The organism is Pseudomonas syringae (assembly GCF_001698815.1).
GTDB lineage: Bacteria > Pseudomonadota > Gammaproteobacteria > Pseudomonadales > Pseudomonadaceae > Aquipseudomonas > Aquipseudomonas syringae_A.
On sequence record NZ_LGSI01000067.1, the window covers coordinates 164,709 to 182,203 of the forward strand.

The following is a 17,495-nucleotide window of genomic DNA, read 5'->3' on the forward strand; positions in this document are numbered from 1 at the left end:
GGAGGCCGCGGCCATGAACTCCAAGACTTTATCGATCCTGGGACAACGTATCGGTGGGTTGCTGTTGACCTTGCTGATTGTCTCGCTGATGGTGTTCTTCGTGACTTCGCTGTTGCCAGGCGATGCCGCCCAACAGTCGCTCGGGCAATTTGCGACACCCGAGCAGTTGACTGCGCTCAGGACACAAATGGGTCTGGAAAAACCGCCGCTGCTGCGTTATCTGAAATGGTTGACAGGCCTGCTCAACGGCGACATGGGCCTGTCGCTTTCAAGCCAGGAACCGATCAGCAACCTGATCGGCGGGCGCCTGTCCAGCTCGTTGATGCTCGCCGGGGTCACCACCCTGATCTCAGTGCCGATGGCGCTGATCATCGGTATCGGTTCGGCCATGTTTCGCGGCAGCTTTTTCGACCGGCTTCTTAACGTACTTACAATGTCCATGGTCGCCATTCCAGAGTTTCTGGTCGCGACCCTGGCAGTGTTTTTCTTCGCCGTGAAGTTGCAGTGGCTCTCAGCACTGACCTTCGCCCAGGACGTTACTTCTCCACTGGAATTCATCCGCGCCTATGCCCTGCCCGTCGCCACCTTGTGTTGTGTGATCGTCGCCCAGATGGCGCGCATGACCCGCGCTGCATTGATCGACCAACTGGATAAACCCTACATCGAGATGGCACGCCTCAAGGGTGTCCGCCCGGTGCGCGCTATCCTCGCCCATGCGCTCCCCAACGCAGTAGGCCCGATTGCCAATGCCATCGCCGTCAGCCTGTCGTACCTGATCGGCGGCGCGGTGATCGTCGAAACAATCTTCAATTACCCCGGTCTGGCCAAGTTGATGGTTGATGGCGTGACCAACCGGGACATGCCGTTGATTCAAGCCTGCGCGATGATGTTTTGCGGTGCCTATCTGTTTCTGCTGATCCTGGCCGACATCTGCGCCGTGCTCTCCAACCCGAGGCTGAGAAACCGATGAGCAAAGTACTCGCTACTCAGCAACACCCCGACACTGAGCCTGCGCAATTGCCCATTGTGCCGGAGCCGGTTGCGTTGACCCCGGCCCTCATGAAGCCGACCGCTCCACAAGCCAGACGCCGCAAGCGTTGGCCCGTCAGCGGCATCATTGGTGCAGTGCTCGTGGTGTTCTGGTTATTGATCGCCCTGTTGGGGACCTGGATCACGCCTTACGACCCTGCCAGCATGGGCACTGCCGATGTCTTTGAAACCTACAGCTGGCAGCATTGGCTGGGTACTGATTATCTGGGCCGTGACATCCTCAGCCGGATCCTCGACGGTGCACGTTATTCCATCGGCCTGGCACTCGCCGCGACGATCCTGGCCTGCGCCTGCGGCACCGCGCTTGCCTTGCTGGCCACATTGTCCAATCGCTGGATCGAAGAGCTGCTGAGCCGCCTCATCGATGCGCTGATCTCACTGCCAAGTAAGATGCTTGCACTGGTCATGGTCTCGGTATTTGGCTCATCAGTGCCATTGCTGATCATCATGGCGGTCATTGGCTACACGCCCGGCGCCTTTCGCATTGCCCGCAGCCTGGCGATGAACATCAGTGAAATGGAATACGTCCATGTCGCGCGCACTCGCGGCGAAAACCGCTTCTACATTGCAGCCGTGGAAATGCTGCCAAACATGACGGCACCTTTGCTGACCGATTTCGGAATGCGCTTTGTATTTATTGTCCTGCTGCTCAGCGGCATGAGTTTCCTGGGGCTGGGCGTGCAATTACCGGCCGCCGACCTGGGTTCGCTGGTACGCGAAAATATCGGTGCCTTGAGCCAGGGCGCGCCTGCCGTAATCTTTCCCGCGCTGTGTATCGGAACATTGACCATTGGCGTGAACCTGTTGATCGACAGCTTCTCGGCCCGCCGACGAGGAGGTTTCTGACATGAGCGCATTAATCGAAGTCAAAGACCTGCGGGTAGTAGCAAGCGCTGCCGACGGTAGCGAAACCGAAATCGTCAAAGGCGTGGATTTCGCACTGGACAAAGGCCAGGTGCTCGCACTGATTGGCGAATCAGGTTCGGGCAAGACCACTATCGCGTTGTCGCTGCTCGGCTATGCGCGTGACGGTTGCAGAATCAGCGGTGGCTCGATTCGTATCGATAAAACCCAGGTCCTGGATCTGGACAACGCAGGATTACACGCCCTGCGTGGACGTACGGTTTCGTACATCGCCCAAAGTGCGGCGGCAGCTTTCAACCCCTCAAAGCGCTTGATGGATCAGGTCATCGAAGGCGCGCTGATTCATGGCCTGCTGAGCCGTGCCGAAGCCCGCAAGCGCGCCATCAACCTGTTTGACGCACTGGCGCTGCCCGATCCGCAAACCATTGGTGATCGTTATCCGCATCAGGTATCCGGCGGTCAACTGCAACGCGTCATGGCGGCCATGGCGCTGATCACCGACCCGGTATTGGTGATTCTCGACGAACCGACCACGGCGCTGGACGTCACTACCCAGATCGATGTTTTACGAACTTTCAAGACCGTCATGAAGGAGCGTGGCATCACGGCGATCTATGTCTCTCACGATCTTGCGGTCGTGGCACAAATGGCCGACAGGATTCTGGTCCTCAAAAATGGTGCGGTCCGCGAATGCAACGACACCGAACCCTTGCTGGCCACGCCTGCAGACAGTTACACCCAATGCCTGCTCAGAGCCGCTCAGCCAGAAGCAGCCATGGAGTCGCCATTCGTCGCGGCAGGTCCGACACCGCTGCTTGAAGTTCGAAGCCTGATCGCGGGGTATGGTCCCGAACACTTGGGTATCCCGATTTTTCGTGTTCTGGACAATATCAACATCAGCCTGCACAAAGGCGAAGCCATCGGCATTATCGGTGAGTCCGGCTCCGGAAAATCGACCCTCGCCCGAGTCATTGCCGGTCTGTTGCCACCGGCGCGGGGCAAGGTGATGTTCGATGGTCAGGCGTTGCCAAGCGCCATGAGGGATCGAACTCCCGATCAGTTTCGGCGCATCCAGCTGGTCTACCAGAACGCCGATACTGCGCTAAATCCGGCGCATACCGTCGAGCAGATCCTGTGCCGACCGCTAAAGATTTATCACAGCATGAATGGCGCTCAACGCCAGCGTCGTCTGGCTGAACTGCTTGATCGGGTGCAACTGCCTGCCGGTGTCGCCACACGCTACCCCGGTCAGTTGTCCGGTGGGCAGAAACAACGCGTCAACCTGGCCCGGGCACTGGCGGCTGAACCGGCGATCATTCTGTGCGATGAAGTCACCTCGGCGCTGGATACCATTGTCGGTGCCGCGATTCTGGAATTACTCAGCGAACTGCGCCGCGACCTGGGACTGTCTTATCTGTTCATCAGCCACGACATCTCGACTGTCAAAGCGCTGTGCGATGAAGTGGTGGTGCTGTATTCCGGGCATCAGGTGGAAGTTGGCAATCGCGAGACCTTGAGCCATCAGCCACTGCACCCGTACACCCATCTGCTGAACAATTCGGTGCCGCAATTGCGCACCCACTGGCTCGAAGAGCAGCCGCTGCACGTGCGCACGCCGTATCCGTTCACTGACAACCTGCCCCACAACGAACTCTGTACGTTTCTGGATCGCTGCCCGGTGCGCATTGATGGCGTGTGCAACCTCACCGCACCGTCGATCAAACGTATGGCCGGCGGCAATGACGTCGCCTGCCATCACAGCGGCGAACAACTGATCAAACTGCAATCGCGTCCCCTGCCCGCTCTGCTAGGAGAGCCCTCATGACACCTCGCTTCAAGCGCCTGGGTGAACAAGCCAGGCCGGCCATCACCCTGTCGGTCGATGGTCAACCGGTCAACGCCATGGTCGGCGATACGCTGATGGTGGCTATCCTCACTTCAGGGCCGACGCTGCGCCAATCGGAATTCGGGGATAGCAACCGTGCTGGTTTCTGTCTGATGGGTGCGTGTCAGGACTGTTGGGTCTGGACTGAAGCAGGTGAGCGCCTGCGGGCGTGCGGTACGAGTGTGGCGGGCGGCATGAGCATTCTGACTCGCCAACCGGAGGTCCCATGGAACCTAATGTAATCATCGTTGGTGCAGGACCGGCGGGTACGCGTTGCGCGCAAATACTGGTCAGCCAAGGCATTCGACCGATTCTGATCGATGAAAACAGCCGGGACGGCGGGCAGATTTACCGTCGTCAACCGCCAGGTTTCAAACGTTCGTACAACGAGCTTTACGGCACCGAGGCCGACAAGGCGCTGGCCCTGCATCGCAGCTTTGACACCCTGCGCACGCAGATCGACTACCGTCCGGACACACAAGTCTGGGGCATTTCCGATAACGCATTGCAGACCCAATGCAAGGGTGTGCAACAAAGCGTGCCCTTCGACAAACTGATCCTCTGCACCGGCGCCACGGATCGCCTTATGCCGGTCAAAGGCTGGAATCTCGCCGGTACATACAGCCTGGGCGGCGCACAGATTGCGTTGAAAGCCCAGGCAGTTTCGATTGGTCATAAGGTGGTATTCATGGGCAGCGGCCCATTGCTTTATCTGGTGGCCGCGCAATACGTAAAAGCCGGTGCCGAAGTTGCCGCCGTGCTCGACACTTCGCCCATGACCTTGCGCCTCGCGGCGCTACCAAAAATGCTCGCGCGTCCAGGCGTGATGCTGACCGGCATGCGTTTGATGCTGTCCTTGAAGCAGGCCGGGGTGGCCTTGCACATGGGTATCAAGCCCAGGGAAATCCTGGGTGACGCGCTTAATGGTGTGAGCGGCGTGGCCTTCACCGATGGTAATGGCAAGGCACAGCGTGTGGACTGCGACGCGCTTGCGTTGGGTTATCACTTGCGCCCTGAAACCCAACTGGCTGATCTTGCCCATTGCCAATTCGAATTCGAAGCAGCCACCCGACAATGGGTGCTAAGCCTGGATCAGAATTACCGCACCTCGACCCTTAACGTGTATGCCGCGGGTGACGGCGCTCGCGTGCAAGGTGCCGATGCAGCGGAAGCGGCCGGCCGTCTGGTGGCCGCCACTGTGCTACACGACATTGGACGACCGCTAAGCGATGCGTTCATTGCGCAACAACAGAGCGCGCTCGCGACGCTGGAGCGTTTCCGTCTGGGGCTGGCGCAAGCATTTCCGTGGCCGAGCCAGCAAGCGGCGGACCTGCCGGACGACGCTATCGTTTGCCGTTGCGAAGCCATCAGTGCTGGCGAGTTGCGTGGCGTGGTGCGCCAGAAAGGGGCTTGCGAGGCCAATCGGGCCAAGGCATTCAGCCGGGTCGGCATGGGCCGCTGCCAAGGCCGTTATTGCGCTCAGGCCGGAGCCGAAATCATTGCTCTGGCGGCTGAAGTGCCCGTCGAACAAGTGGGTCGTTTGCGCGGCCAGGCACCTGTTCGTCCGCTGACCATTGCCTTGCAAAGCGAACCTGCTGTGGAGAACGCAACATGAGTGAACAACACGCCGACATCATCATCGTAGGCGCTGGCATCATGGGCGCGGCGAGTGCATTCTTTCTCCGTCGCCGTGGGTATTCGGTACTGTTGCTGGAGCGCGGTCTTGTCGGCCAACATGCCAGCGGTACCAATTTCGGCAACGTCCGTCGCCAGGGTCGCTTCCTGCCGCAACTGGCACTGGCCAATCGTTCTCGCGAATTGTGGGGGCGTTTGCCAGAGCTGATCGACGATGACCTTGAATTCATCGCCTCCGGCCATATCCGCGTGTGCTTCCGCCCGGACGAGATCATCAAGCTCCAAGCCTACGCCAGTGCTCCGCAAGCCAGCGAGCTGGGCCTGACGGTTTATCAGGGTGCAGAAATGCGCGCAAGGTTTCCGTATCTGGGGCCCGAAGTGCTGGCCGCGTCCTACGCACCGTTCGACGGGCACGCCAATCCGCGTCTGGCGGCCCCGGCGTTCGCCCGGGCGGGTGTGCGTGAAGGTGTCGACCTGCGAGAAAACACCGAAATCAGCACGATCGATAAAGTGGCTGATATGTTTCATGTCACCAGTGTTTCGGGCGAGCAGTTTCGTGCGCCAAAACTGTTGGTAACCGCGGGCGCCTGGGGCTCGCGCTTGTCCTCACAGTTTGGCGAACCGGTACCAATGGAGCCTAACGGCCCGCAAATGGCGGTCACCGAGCCGCTGCCTTATGTGTTCAAGGAAGTGGTCGGCGTGTTCTCGCACCGGCACGAAGAAGTTATCTATTTCAGGCAAATTCCCCGTGGCAACGTTATCTTCGGCGGCTGTCATCGCAGCAAACCGAACCTGGACACCCTGCGCTCACCAGCAGAACCCAAGGGGTTATTGATGCAGCTGCCGCAACTCAAACGGCTGGCCCCCGCCTTGACCCGGGTCAATGTGATCCGGACCTGGAGCGGCGTCGAAAGCTATGTTATCGATGATATTCCGATCATCGGCCCCAGCGGCCAGGTGGATGGTTTGTATTACGCGTTCGGTTTCTGCGGTCACGGCTTCCAGCTCGGCCCTGGCGTCGGCGATGTCATGGCCGAGTTGATCGATACCGGAGCGACGTCGACCCCCATCGAGCCGTTCGCCATTACCCGCTTCACGCAACTTCAAGTGTCGGCAGGGCTGCAACTGGCCGGGAGTCGAGTGTGATGATTACACCGCGCAGCCTCGACCTGGTCGAAAAGCTCATCGATTTTGCGACGGTATCCTGCGATTCGAATCTGGACCTGATCCTCTTCATCAAGCATCTGCTCGAAGCCAAGGGAATCGCCTGCACCTTGGTGCATGACGAAACCAGCAAGAAGGCCAATCTGTTCGCCAGCACCGGGCCGGCGAACGAGCCCGGTGTTTTGCTATCCGGGCATACCGATGTGGTGCCGGTCGCCGGTCAGGCGTGGACTGTTGAGCCGTTCGCCGCCAGTGTCAGCGATGGACGCGTTTACGGTCGAGGCAGTTGCGACATGAAAGGCTTTGTCGCCTGCGCCGTCATTGCCATGCTCGACGCCGTAGACAAACCGCTGAAACGCCCGTTGCAGCTGGCGTTATCTTACGACGAAGAAATCGGCTGTGTAGGCGTACGACGTTTGCTGACCTTTCTTGAACAGTCACCCATACGACCGTTCCTGTGCATCGTTGGCGAACCGACTTCCATGCAACTGGCGCTAGGCCACAAGGGCAAAGCTACTTACCGGGCCTTGTGCCGTGGGTTGGAAGGCCATTCGTCACTGGCACCACTTTCGGTAAATGCGATTCACCTAGCCACCGATTTCATTACCGGGTTGCGCCGAATTCAGACGCGCCTGAGTGAACAGGGTAATCGCGACGACGCTTACGACATCCCCTACACGACCTTGCATGTCGGCAAAATCGATGGCGGCAAAGCACTGAATATCGTACCGAATCTCTGCGTGCTGGATTTTGAGATACGTCATCTGGCGACTGACGCGCCAGAGCAACTGATTGACGAGTTGCGGGACGAGACTCAAACACTGGTCAAGTCTGCTCGTCAGTTGTCACCGCAAGCTGGCATCGATATTGAAAACCTCAACAGCTATCCGGGTCTGGACACCCATCCGGCGGTGGCTGCAGTGCGTTTTATCGAGTCCTTTGCTCCCCCCTCGTCGCCCCCTTTGAAAGTGGCGTTTGGCACCGAAGGCGGCTTGTTCAGCCAGCGTCTGAACGTTCCGGTAGTGGTATGCGGGCCCGGCTCGATCGAGCAGGCGCACAAGCCCGACGAGTTTGTCGAGCTCGCGCAGTTGCAGGCCTGCGAGCAGTTTCTGGAGCGCTTGCTGGTAGCACTTTGCTAAGCAAATCCTGGCTTAGAACTTCCAGCTGACCGACGCGGTGAAGTTGCGTGGGTCGCCGTAATTGCTCTGGCCATAGCGTACAGATTGAAGGTACTTCTGGTTGGTGAGGTTATCGATGTTCAGCTGGGTGCTCCAGTGTGGATCGATGTCGTAGCGTGCCATCAGGCCCACCAGCGCATAAGCACTCTGATTCGCTGCCGGAGTATCGTCGCTCTGGATTTCGCTTTGCCATTTCACACTGCCACCGACCTTGACCTTCGGCACCATCGGCAATTTATAGGTCATGGATGAAACGAACGCATGGCGCGGAATGAATTTGCGTCCACGGTCGTTATCGGCATCGGTGATGTACACGTAGGTGTAGCCGCCTCTGAGCTGCAGACCCGGCGCCAGTTCGCCGGACGCCTCCAGTTCTACACCATTGCTTTTGTAGGACATGCCTTCATACAAGTAACCGCCCAGGCTGGCATCGTACCCGGAATAAGTGGCGACGTTGTCTTGCTTGGTATGGAACACCGCTGCCGAGACATCCAGCTTGTTGTTCAGCAGGTGACCTTTGATCCCTGCTTCATAACTTTTGCCTTCCAGCGGGTCGAGCACCTTGCCCTGGGAGTTCAGGTAGTACTGCGGATTGAAAATTTCGGTGTAGCTTGCGTACAGCGAGTACTGCGGTGTCAGGTCATAGACCAGGCCGGCGTACGGAGTGACCTTGCCATGGATACGCACGTCCCGGCCTGAACCGTAGTTCTCGCCGTCGCTGTCGGCGCTGAGCATGCGCGCTCCGGTGATCAGGTGCAGATCATCGGTCAGGCTGAAACGCGCACCCGCGTAGACACTCTTCTGGCGGTCGGTGTAGCTGGAGGTATCGGCCTCATTGGCGATGTCATAAGTGGGCTTGGGGATCGAACCGCTCAGTGCGTCGTCCAGCGACACCGAGGTGTAATACGAGGACGTGCCATACAGCGAGGTTTCGCTATTACGCGAGCGCGCCGCATTGGCCCCGACGGTCAACTGGTGCTCTCGCCCGCCGAGACTGAAGGGGCCGCTGAAGGAGATGTCGCCGTCCACCTCACGGTCCTTGTCCTTGTACTTGGAGGCCAGGCCGGTATATCCGGTAGAGGAGGCGCTGTTGGCGTAGATGTAGAACATCTCGGTGTCTTCGCGGTGCTCCATGGCGGTCAGGGTCAGAGTCGACTTCCAGTCATTGGCGAAGCTATGCTCCCACTCGGCGAAGGCTCGCGTGGTATGGACATCCCAGTAAACCCACGGCTGGGAGATGTTCGAGTTGGTGCTGCTGTAGTGCACCGACTTGCCGTTGGCATCGGTCAGCGGCAGCGCGCCCCAACTGGCGCCGTTGGCATTGGTCTTCTGGTCTTCATAGCCTACAGTCAGCGTGTCGCTGTCGGTCAGGTCGAAGGCGAGCATACCGCTGAAAATGTTCTTTTCCCGCGAATAACGGTCCAGGTAAGAGTTGCCCACCTCATTGGCGTAGATCAGGCGACCGCGCACATTGCCCGATTCGGTCAGCGGGCCGGACAGATCGATATCGACCCGCCGCTTGTCCCAGGAGCCCGCGCTCACATCGATTTTGGCCTGGGTTTCGTAGGTTGGGCGCTTGCGGACGAAGTTAACCGTGGCCGACGGATTGCCGCTGCCCGTCATCAGGCCGTTGGCACCGTGCAGGATATCTACTTGCTCATAGGGCGCCATGTCGATATCGCCCACCAACAGCCCGTTGATCAATGGCATTCCCATGCCGTCGTACTGGAAGTTGGTGATATCGAAGCCACGCGCGGTGAAATAGGTGCGGTCGGTTTCAACTTTCTGCACATTCACACCCGGCGTGCTGTCCAGCACATTACGGATACTGTTGAGCTTGAAATCGTCCAACTGCTCGCGCTTGATACTGGTCACACCTTGCGGGGTTTCCTGTGCAGTGAGGTTCAGCCGTGTAGTGCTGGTATTCGGCTGGGCCAGATAACCCTCCTGCACGCTTTCCTGGCCTTCGGCAGTGGAGTTGATGGTCGTGGATGGCAGATTCAACGTACTGTCATCCGCAAAGGCACCGTTGAGAATACTCAAGGTAATCAACGTAAGGGCGGACGTGGGCAGCGGGGACATTTTGCGCATGAACTGCTGATGCTCCGAAATGTAAATCTGTAAATGACATGCATTCGCAATAGTTACATTTCGCCCAAATGAAAATCAATCCTGAATGCGAATATCAAGTATCCACTTTGTAACGTCGCGAGAGTGCTCGCCGGGGGCGACGATGTGTGCCAGTGACTGATATCGAAGAGTTGCAAGAAAAGCGGGCACGCAAAACCTATCAATATGTCAAACCGGCGCTGCAGGATCAGGGATGGGGACGGGTATTGGAGGTGGCTGACCGTTTGGGAACCGCATTCGTTTTTGTGAGTTGTCGCAGGATTGATCCTGCGGCCAACGTGTGACGATAGTTGATAGCACGCCGGGGTGCCGCTTCGCCAACAAGCTGGCTCCCACGGAGGCTGGATTAAACCTTCACCCGCCGCTCCACCACGATTTCCGGCAGGTCGAGCCGGCGCATGTAGACGCGCAGCGGTTCGGTGATGCGCAGGCGGTCGTCGATGTTTTGTTCGAGCAGCAGTTGCAGGCGTTCGCGGCTCAGGGTCATGAGTTCGTTGTCTGCCGGCGACCAGACGAATTCGCAGGTAGGCGTGATGCTGTCGTCGGCGACGTCCATGCCGAAGGAGTCTTCGCTGAAGCGCACGATATGGCGATGGGCCTTGTGGTGGTAGCCGACGAACCCGGCGAGTTGGTCGGCTGCTTCACAGATAGCGCTGGAGGTGGTTTTCATCAATGACCTCTGGAGAAGTTCGAGCCCGCGATTCGCCGAATCGCGGGCAATGGCGATCAGAGTGCGCGACGGAAGATGTCTTCGATCTGCAGTTGATCGGCAGGTCGCGGGTTGGTCAGGCCGCAGGCGTCTTTCAGAGCATTGGCGGCCAGAATCGGGAAGTCTTCTTCCTTGACGCCTAGCGCGGTGAGGCCCGGCGGAATATCGATGGAGCTCGACAGGCTGCGGATTGCCGCAATGGCCGCACGGGCGCCCTCTTCAGGCGACAGGCCGCGGGTGTCCGCACCCATGGCGTGGGCGACGTCGCTCAGGCGGGCGGAGCAAACACTGGCGTTGAAGCTTTGCACGTGGGGCAACAAGACCGCGTTGCAGACCCCGTGCGGCAAGTCATAGAAGCCACCCAACTGGTGCGCCATGGCATGCACAAAACCCAGGGACGCATTGTTGAAGGCCATGCCCGCGAGGAATTGCGCATAGGCCATGTTTTCCCGTGCGGTCAAATCCGAGCCATTCACTACGGCCTTGTGCAGGTTTTCGGCGATCAGCGCCATGGCCTTGAGCGCGCAGGCGTCGGTGATCGGCGTTGCGGCAGTCGAGACATAGGCTTCGATGGCGTGAGTCAGAGCGTCCATGCCGGTGGCGGCAGTCAGTGACTTCGGCATCTTGGCCATCATCGCCGGGTCGTTGACCGACAACAGCGGCGTGACGTTGCGATCGACGATGGCCATTTTCACGTGGCGCACTTCGTCGGTAATGATGCAGAAACGGGTCATTTCGCTGGCGGTGCCGGCGGTGGTGTTGATGGCGATCAGCGGCAATTGCGGCTTGGTGGAGCGGTCCACGCCTTCGTAATCGCTGATATGCCCGCCATTGGTGGCGCACAACGCGATCCCTTTGGCGCAGTCATGGGGCGAACCGCCGCCAAGGGAAATCACGAAATCGCATTCCCGCTCGCGCAGCATGGCCAGGCCATTTTCAACATTGCTGACGGTAGGGTTGGGCTTGGCGCCGTCGTAGACCACCGAGTCGATGCCCTGCTCCACCAGCAACCCGGCGATCTGTGCGGCCAGTCCGGCTTTGGCCAAGCCGGCATCGGTAACGATCAACGCCTTGAGGAAGCCATAATTGCGGATGGCTTGCATTGCCTCATCGAGGCAACCCAGGCCCATGATGTTCACGGAGGGGATGAAAAAAGTGCTGCTCATGACGGATCCTCATTGCTAACGATCAGCCGAGCGATTGCACAACAACCCGGCGGGGGGAATGCTTGCAGCATGAGCGTTGGCAACGAGCGTGAGGTTGATCCAACTCAAGGAACCGATAGGTTCTCTACCGGCGCTTACCCGGGAATGGTGCGTGTACGGTTGCAGTGCGCCAGGTGAATGACATCGAAGTCATACCTTGACCAGGTCGCAGCCAGCTGGCTCGGTTCATCGAAACTGAAGCGGTACCTCAGCTGAATCCCCGGAAGGCAGCGGTTCCTCGAATCGGCGGCCGAGCGAGACATCGCGTATTTCCACCAGCGATCGACCACGCACACGAGCTGCGAGGCATCCGTCCCCGTCACGCAGACACCTTGCGCCGCAGTGAACAAGGCTCGGATTTGCTCCAGGTTCTTACCGCGAAGAAATTGTTGCGAGATGATCTGCCCGCGCTCGATATTGTTGAAAAGATCGCGGCTACCGCCTCGAACCTGCCTCACGACCTCCGCGAACGGGTCATCGGGCAAGCCTGAATAGTCGTGTTGCGAGGCAGCGCTGATGGTGCAGCCCGGCAGCGACGCGGCGATAGCTGCAAGCAATAAGAAGCGATGGGACTTTCTGATCTGAATGGACATGCTGGAACCTGCGCAAAGGGCGCCAGCGCTTGAATATTCATTCTCTGCGCCAGCTTCGGAGCGCAGGACTTTGCCCGCCGACGGGCTCGGCGAGAATCCGACAGATGTCGGGGGTGGATGATTTTCAGCCGAGTCCTACACGCTCGTAAGACCCGTACCTCAACAACCCGAGACTGTGCTGACAGTCAGCTGATAAAACCGTCCGCCACCAGCAAGGTTTCCAGGCATTGTTCCTGAATCCCGTAGAAGGTTTTCAGTTCCTGGATGCGAGCCAGGATGTCGCTGGACTTGAGCGGTTCGGCGCGTTTTACCGCGAGGATCATCTTGTTTTTGTTGGTGTGTTCCAGCGAGATGAACTCGAACACTTTGGTCTCGTAACCGCAGGCTTCGAGCAGCAGTGCGCGCAGGCTGTCGGTGACCATTTCCGCTTGCTGGCCCATGTGCAGACCGTATTGCAGCATGGGTTTGAGCAGTGTCGGGCTCTGGATTTGCAGACGAATCTGCTTATGACAGCACGGCGAACACATGATGATCGACGCCCCGGAACGAATGCCCATATGAATGGCGTAATCGGTGGCGATGTCGCAGGCATGCAGGGCAATCATCACGTCCAGCGCACTCGGCGCGACGCTGCGCACATCGCCGCACTCGAACACCAGGCCGGGATGATCCAGCCGAGCAGCGGCGTTGTTGCACAGCGTGACCATGTCCTCGCGCAATTCGACGCCAGTCACCTGCCCTTCGGCCTGCAAGGTATTACGCAGATAGTCGTGAATGGCGAACGTCAGGTAGCCCTTGCCCGAACCGAAGTCCGCGACTTTTATCGGCTGATCGAGTTTGAGCGGCGAAGACGTCAGGGCGTGGGAAAACACCTCGATGAACTTGTTGATCTGCTTCCACTTGCGCGACATGGAAGGGATCAGCTCATGCTGTTTGTTGGTCACGCCCAGATCGGTGAGAAATGGCCGGGTCAGCTCCAGATAACGCTTCTTCTCCCGATCATGCCCGGCCGTTGGCGCTTCACGCTCTTGCTGGGCCTTGCTCTTGAACAGCGTGCTTTTACCTTTCTTGCCGTATTCGAACTGCACTTCGTCGGTCAGCGACAGCAAATGCGCGTTCTTGAATGACTCCGGCAGCAAGCCACCGATCAGCTGAACAGCCTCGGCCAGCGGCAGATTCTTGGTGATATCGCGAGTCTTATAGCGATAGACGAACGACAGACACGGCTGATCCTTGACGGTCAGCTGCTTGATGATCACCCGCTGCAACTCGGCTTCGTCACCGACGTATTTGGCCAGGACCAGCTTGATAAATGAGTTCTGCGACAGGCTGTTCTCCAGCAAGCCGAGAAACTGGGCATGGTGGTCCTGGGCAGACTGGGCGGGAGTTGCAGTGACTGACATCGAAAAACGCCTCGGGGCGGGCTGAAGCTGGAAAGCAGCGAAGCCGGGTATTTTAGGCGGGTTGTGGGGTGGGGGTTAATTTAATTCTGTGTAAATCACTCAGCGTCGTCATTCCTAATCCACATACCGCACATGCCTTGCCATCAAGTTTGCGCGTTTGAAGGTGTCGATGTTGTCGATGTTTTCCAGTAGCTGGCTGAGCTGCTGTTTGTAGGTTTCGTCGTCCATATCGATCCAGAAGCGTGGATTACGGCCGGTTTTCAGGTCGTGGGCGGCGGTGGTTGGGTCCAGGTGGCGAAACTCTTCATAGCGCGGCAAATCCGGCAGCGGGCGACTGGTGTCCATGTAATTTTGCAGAAAGTCCCACAGCGCGCAGGGCATCTGCCAGCGATTATCCAGATTCACTAGCGACGAAAAATTGATCACGATGTCCCGATAACGGTGGGCAATGCACAACACATGATTCATCGAACCCTGCCGATCTGGTGCCGACTCAAGATAAGCGTCGAACTCATAAAACGGCGCGGTTATTTCGCCGATGGTGCCGTTCTTTTTGTACTCGCCGTTATTGTCGTAGTCGAATAGCGTGACCAGACCGGTGCGACGGTTTAGTTCCCATATGGGGCCTCGGGACGGTTTTACCCAGAGCTTGGGGAATTTCCTCAAGATTAATGAGGCTGCGGCCCATGCTACATATAACGGAAGCATCGTCACGTAAAACGTTTCATCGAACAAACCCCATAATGCCTCGAAATAAGGTTCGCGAGACTTTGCTGCTAATGCAAGCGCAGTAAGAATGTATATGGGAGTAAATATCAGAGACCACCCTTTCCCAAAAATATACAAGTACGACCAAAATTGGGAGCGTGAAGACCAGAGCGAAAACCTGAACCGCTCATGGTCGTGCCGATCATGAAAATCTACATGTTCGTAAGGCGCGGGAACGTAAGTACCGGCCGCAATTTTCTCTTGGCGTTCTTTACGCATATCTTCACGAAAACGTAGGTTGTTCGGCGAGCGCCGTCGCATAAATGCGTCCGGTGCAAGGCTCAGCGCCCGCCCCCACGGTAAGCGCTTTTTGCCAAAACGCCTGAGCCATGACCGCTCCGTTGAAGCTTGTTGCTTAGGAATGCCGTCTGAACGATAAGCGGTATCTGCATAGTAAGGCGTCTTCTGGGTACTCATTTCGCGGTCTTCGCCCTATTCTCGGTTTCGTCGGCCCAGAACAGCCGTTTGGTAACTTCAAAATCGGGTCTGGCGTAAGTCGACCCGAAGGGGGTTGGATCTTTGGGCGGTGGCGCCGGAAAGACCCAGGTACGCTGCCCGTCATTCAGCGACAATTGAGCGCGCACGCGCCATACGTGATAGACCTCCGGCAAATTTTGCGCAGGTTCAGCCTTATAGGAAAAAGGTGTTTTGACGAACAGCTCCAAGGCGCCCGGCAATAGCCGATAGGCAACTGGCGTTACAGCTATCTGCGAGCTGCTGGTCTTGCTCCGATCGCTGTATTGATCGAAAAAGACTTCAAAGCTTTTCAGATTGAGGAAAGCCTGAGTCCCCAGCTCGCCCGATCCATTCAATAACCCGCTCAAATTACTTTCAATACGAATTCGCGTATTGGCGCTGCGCACCGGAAAAGGTACCGTGGCGCGAAAATCCAGCAGGCCGTCAGCAACGTATTCAGGGTTGCGGTCGATACTGATTCGGATATCGGCGAACAGACTGACCAGATAGTAGAAGGCATTCTGAGGGTCTTGCATGTGTGGCGCGGAGTTATGAGGATCATCGCCAAAGGGTCCTTTTTTCAACCAGTCGTCAATGGGTTTCAACCAGTCGTCAATGGGCTTGCTGCCTAGCCAATAGGCCAGTCCTGCGCCAGTGGCAATCAATAACAGCGCAGCCCAACCCATAGGACTCAAACCAAGGAAGGTGCTGCCCCCAGCGACAACACTACCCAAAGCCGCCGTCAACCCGCCAGAAGCCATGACTAGTTGGCCTATATAGGCATCATCACCCCACCTGTAGGAATGCCACGCGTCGTAAATACTGATCCCGGTAAAAAGCAAACCTGCTCCAATCTGGCTGAACAAGCGGGCGCTGTACTCCTTAACTAGATACTCGCTTAAGGGACCCAGAAGCCGCTCTGCGAATGCTTCCGGAATGGTAAGCACAGTTTTGCGTCCAGCTGCCAAGACAGAATTACTACCAGCCAGCTTCACAGTCAGCGCCTCGAATGCGATAGCCAAATCAAGTCCCGCGCTCGCAACCCCGACAAAGCCACGAAGCCCCTCCTTCTCCCTAACCGTCTGCTCCCATCCGTCAAACTCATTACTTAAATTATAAACCTCCAACCCCACAATCAGCCCCGCCACCGGCACCGAATCCAATACCCGAAAAGCCGTACTGTCCCGCATCGAATCCCGCAGCTTGATCGCACTCTCCAGCCCACTCAGCTTGTCTGCCTTGTCCGCCGCGCGCTTGGCCATGTCTTGTTGCCAAGCGTCGTTAAACCGTTGATTGAGTCGGCTAACCGTCATGGCCGTACGGTGGTTGCGCGGGATGCCGATGACGATTCGTTCTGGCGGCAGATCCGGCTGCGGCCGAGCAAAACCGTGATCCTCAGCGGGGGATTTCATGACGCCATTCTGGTTGCGATAAACCCCGTAGACCTGCGCAGAGCGGCCGGTTTTTTCGGGCATGTCGTCGAGGCCGAAAACGTAATAATCCTTTCTCCGGGCGTCAGCGAGAGACAGGAAGTGCAGGTCGCCAAAGGTTTCCGGCAGCATGCCGCGCAGTTGGGCGAGGCTGCGTCGATGCGCTGCTTCACTTAGTCGAAAGCGTTTGGCGGCGGGGTCTTGCAGTGCAATATGCTGCGCGCCATGCACCGCCCGTTCGGCGGCTTCGATTGCGCCCTGCAGGTTTTCATTGATCGCGACCAGCGCAGCCGCGCCGGCCTTCGCTTCAAGGGTCAGGGTAGTATTGAGGCCCCCGCTTTTCAGCAAACTCGCCAAAAACATTGCATCGATCGTCGAGTACGCACCAGCGGGAGCAACACTGTCCTGTTCGGTGCTGGCCAGCTCCGTCGCCCGAAAAGTGCCGTCGCCCTGATTGATATCCGGGTTGGCGGGTGCCTGATATGGCGCGTCGAGATCCTGTTGCCCGGCATCCGGCCAGAGCATGCGGTGCATTGGATGTTGCGGGTCATTGCTGACTTGAGCGATCCACTGTTGGCCGACGCTGGCGTCGGGGCTGTAGAGGCTGAGGCCGGTCATGGCGTCGGTGATGTCGCCGCTGGCGGCCAACGGGTCATAGCCCGACGGACCCAGCGCCAAGGTGACGAACAGCTGGCTGACAAAATGAAAAGCCGCCGCGTATTTGAAGCCATCGAGACTCAGGTGGTCGGCGAGGCATTGTTCAGTCTGACGTTGTTGCAGGCATTCGCTGAGCAGCGATTGGCTCATTTCCTGCTGACGCCACAGCTGGGCGCGTTCGCTGCTGGCGGTGAAGCGGTTGATATCCAGTCGGCTCTTTTCCTTGAGCATGTCGAGTTGCTGATGCAGCGGGTTCTTCTTGCCGCCGATGGAGTGCGGAACAATCAGCTGTTGCACCAGCAAGGCGCTGGCGTGATGCGGATAACGCTGCGCCCGCGCGCCGCACAGTTCCAGCAGGTGACGCTGGT

Annotated in this window: 15 protein-coding genes; 8 read left to right on the plus strand and 7 right to left on the minus strand. The window is 58.0% G+C overall.

Annotated elements, in window-relative coordinates:
- Positions 1-13: 13 nt before the first annotated feature.
- The 7 genes from AFK24_RS23505 to argE all read left to right on the plus strand — a co-directional run bounded on the left by AFK24_RS23505 (position 14) and on the right by argE (position 7,737).
- Positions 14-970 (plus strand): ABC transporter permease, encoded by a 957-nt coding sequence (locus AFK24_RS23505; protein ID WP_065835501.1) that lies wholly within the window; start codon positions 14-16, stop codon positions 968-970.
- An 89-nt stretch (positions 971-1,059) separates the two neighbouring features.
- Positions 1,060-1,896 (plus strand): ABC transporter permease, encoded by an 837-nt coding sequence (locus AFK24_RS23510; RefSeq protein WP_139110566.1) that lies wholly within the window; start codon positions 1,060-1,062, stop codon positions 1,894-1,896.
- A gap of 1 nt (position 1,897) precedes the next feature.
- The gene (locus AFK24_RS23515) at positions 1,898-3,739 is read left to right on the plus strand and encodes an ABC transporter ATP-binding protein (protein ID WP_065835502.1); all 1,842 of its coding nucleotides are present in this window, start codon (positions 1,898-1,900) and stop codon (positions 3,737-3,739) included.
- Complete coding sequence (locus AFK24_RS23520) at positions 3,736-4,041, plus strand: (2Fe-2S)-binding protein (RefSeq protein WP_065835503.1); 306 nt, start codon at positions 3,736-3,738, stop codon at positions 4,039-4,041. The genes AFK24_RS23515 and AFK24_RS23520 overlap by 4 nt, the downstream gene beginning before the upstream one ends.
- Positions 4,026-5,414 carry an NAD(P)/FAD-dependent oxidoreductase gene (locus tag AFK24_RS23525; protein WP_065835504.1) on the plus strand — a complete coding sequence of 463 codons (1,389 nt, stop codon included), beginning with the start codon at positions 4,026-4,028 and terminating at the stop codon, positions 5,412-5,414. Before AFK24_RS23520 ends, AFK24_RS23525 begins: the two co-directional genes overlap by 16 nt.
- Complete coding sequence (locus AFK24_RS23530) at positions 5,411-6,580, plus strand: NAD(P)/FAD-dependent oxidoreductase (protein ID WP_065835505.1); 1,170 nt, start codon at positions 5,411-5,413, stop codon at positions 6,578-6,580. The genes AFK24_RS23525 and AFK24_RS23530 overlap by 4 nt, the downstream gene beginning before the upstream one ends.
- Before the next feature lie 2 nt (positions 6,581-6,582).
- Positions 6,583-7,737: an acetylornithine deacetylase gene (gene argE, locus AFK24_RS23535; RefSeq protein WP_080482270.1), complete on the plus strand. Its 1,155-nt coding sequence runs from the start codon at positions 6,583-6,585 to the stop codon at positions 7,735-7,737.
- Positions 7,738-7,749: 12 nt separating this feature from the next.
- Here argE and AFK24_RS23540 read toward each other — a convergent pair whose 3' ends face one another.
- Positions 7,750-9,867, minus strand: coding sequence for a TonB-dependent siderophore receptor (locus tag AFK24_RS23540; protein ID WP_065835507.1), 2,118 nt, complete (start codon positions 9,865-9,867; stop codon positions 7,750-7,752).
- A 152-nt stretch (positions 9,868-10,019) separates the two neighbouring features.
- On the opposite strand from AFK24_RS23540, the gene AFK24_RS31250 reads away from it, so the two are divergent.
- Positions 10,020-10,190, plus strand: a complete 171-nt coding sequence (locus AFK24_RS31250) for a hypothetical protein (protein WP_170826382.1) — start codon at positions 10,020-10,022, stop codon at positions 10,188-10,190.
- A gap of 62 nt (positions 10,191-10,252) precedes the next feature.
- Here AFK24_RS31250 and AFK24_RS23545 read toward each other — a convergent pair whose 3' ends face one another.
- The 6 genes from AFK24_RS23545 to AFK24_RS23570 form a co-directional block, all read right to left on the minus strand.
- On the minus strand, positions 10,253-10,576 hold the full coding sequence (locus AFK24_RS23545; RefSeq protein ID WP_065835508.1) for a DUF2025 family protein: 324 nt from the start codon (positions 10,574-10,576) through the stop codon (positions 10,253-10,255).
- Positions 10,577-10,632: 56 nt separating this feature from the next.
- Positions 10,633-11,781 (minus strand): L-threonine dehydrogenase, encoded by a 1,149-nt coding sequence (gene yiaY / locus AFK24_RS23550; protein ID WP_065835509.1) that lies wholly within the window; start codon positions 11,779-11,781, stop codon positions 10,633-10,635.
- A gap of 134 nt (positions 11,782-11,915) precedes the next feature.
- Positions 11,916-12,413 (minus strand): hypothetical protein, encoded by a 498-nt coding sequence (locus AFK24_RS23555; RefSeq protein WP_065835510.1) that lies wholly within the window; start codon positions 12,411-12,413, stop codon positions 11,916-11,918.
- Between the two features lie 185 nt (positions 12,414-12,598).
- Positions 12,599-13,816, minus strand: a complete 1,218-nt coding sequence (locus AFK24_RS23560; RefSeq protein ID WP_065835511.1) for a class I SAM-dependent methyltransferase — start codon at positions 13,814-13,816, stop codon at positions 12,599-12,601.
- Positions 13,817-13,930: 114 nt separating this feature from the next.
- On the minus strand, positions 13,931-15,001 hold the full coding sequence (locus tag AFK24_RS31665) for a hypothetical protein (RefSeq protein WP_065835512.1): 1,071 nt from the start codon (positions 14,999-15,001) through the stop codon (positions 13,931-13,933).
- Entirely contained in the window at positions 14,998-17,358 is a 2,361-nt protein-coding gene (locus AFK24_RS23570; protein ID WP_139110563.1) for a hypothetical protein, read from the minus strand. The genes AFK24_RS31665 and AFK24_RS23570 overlap by 4 nt, the downstream gene beginning before the upstream one ends.
- Between the last annotated feature and the right edge of the window lie 137 nt (positions 17,359-17,495).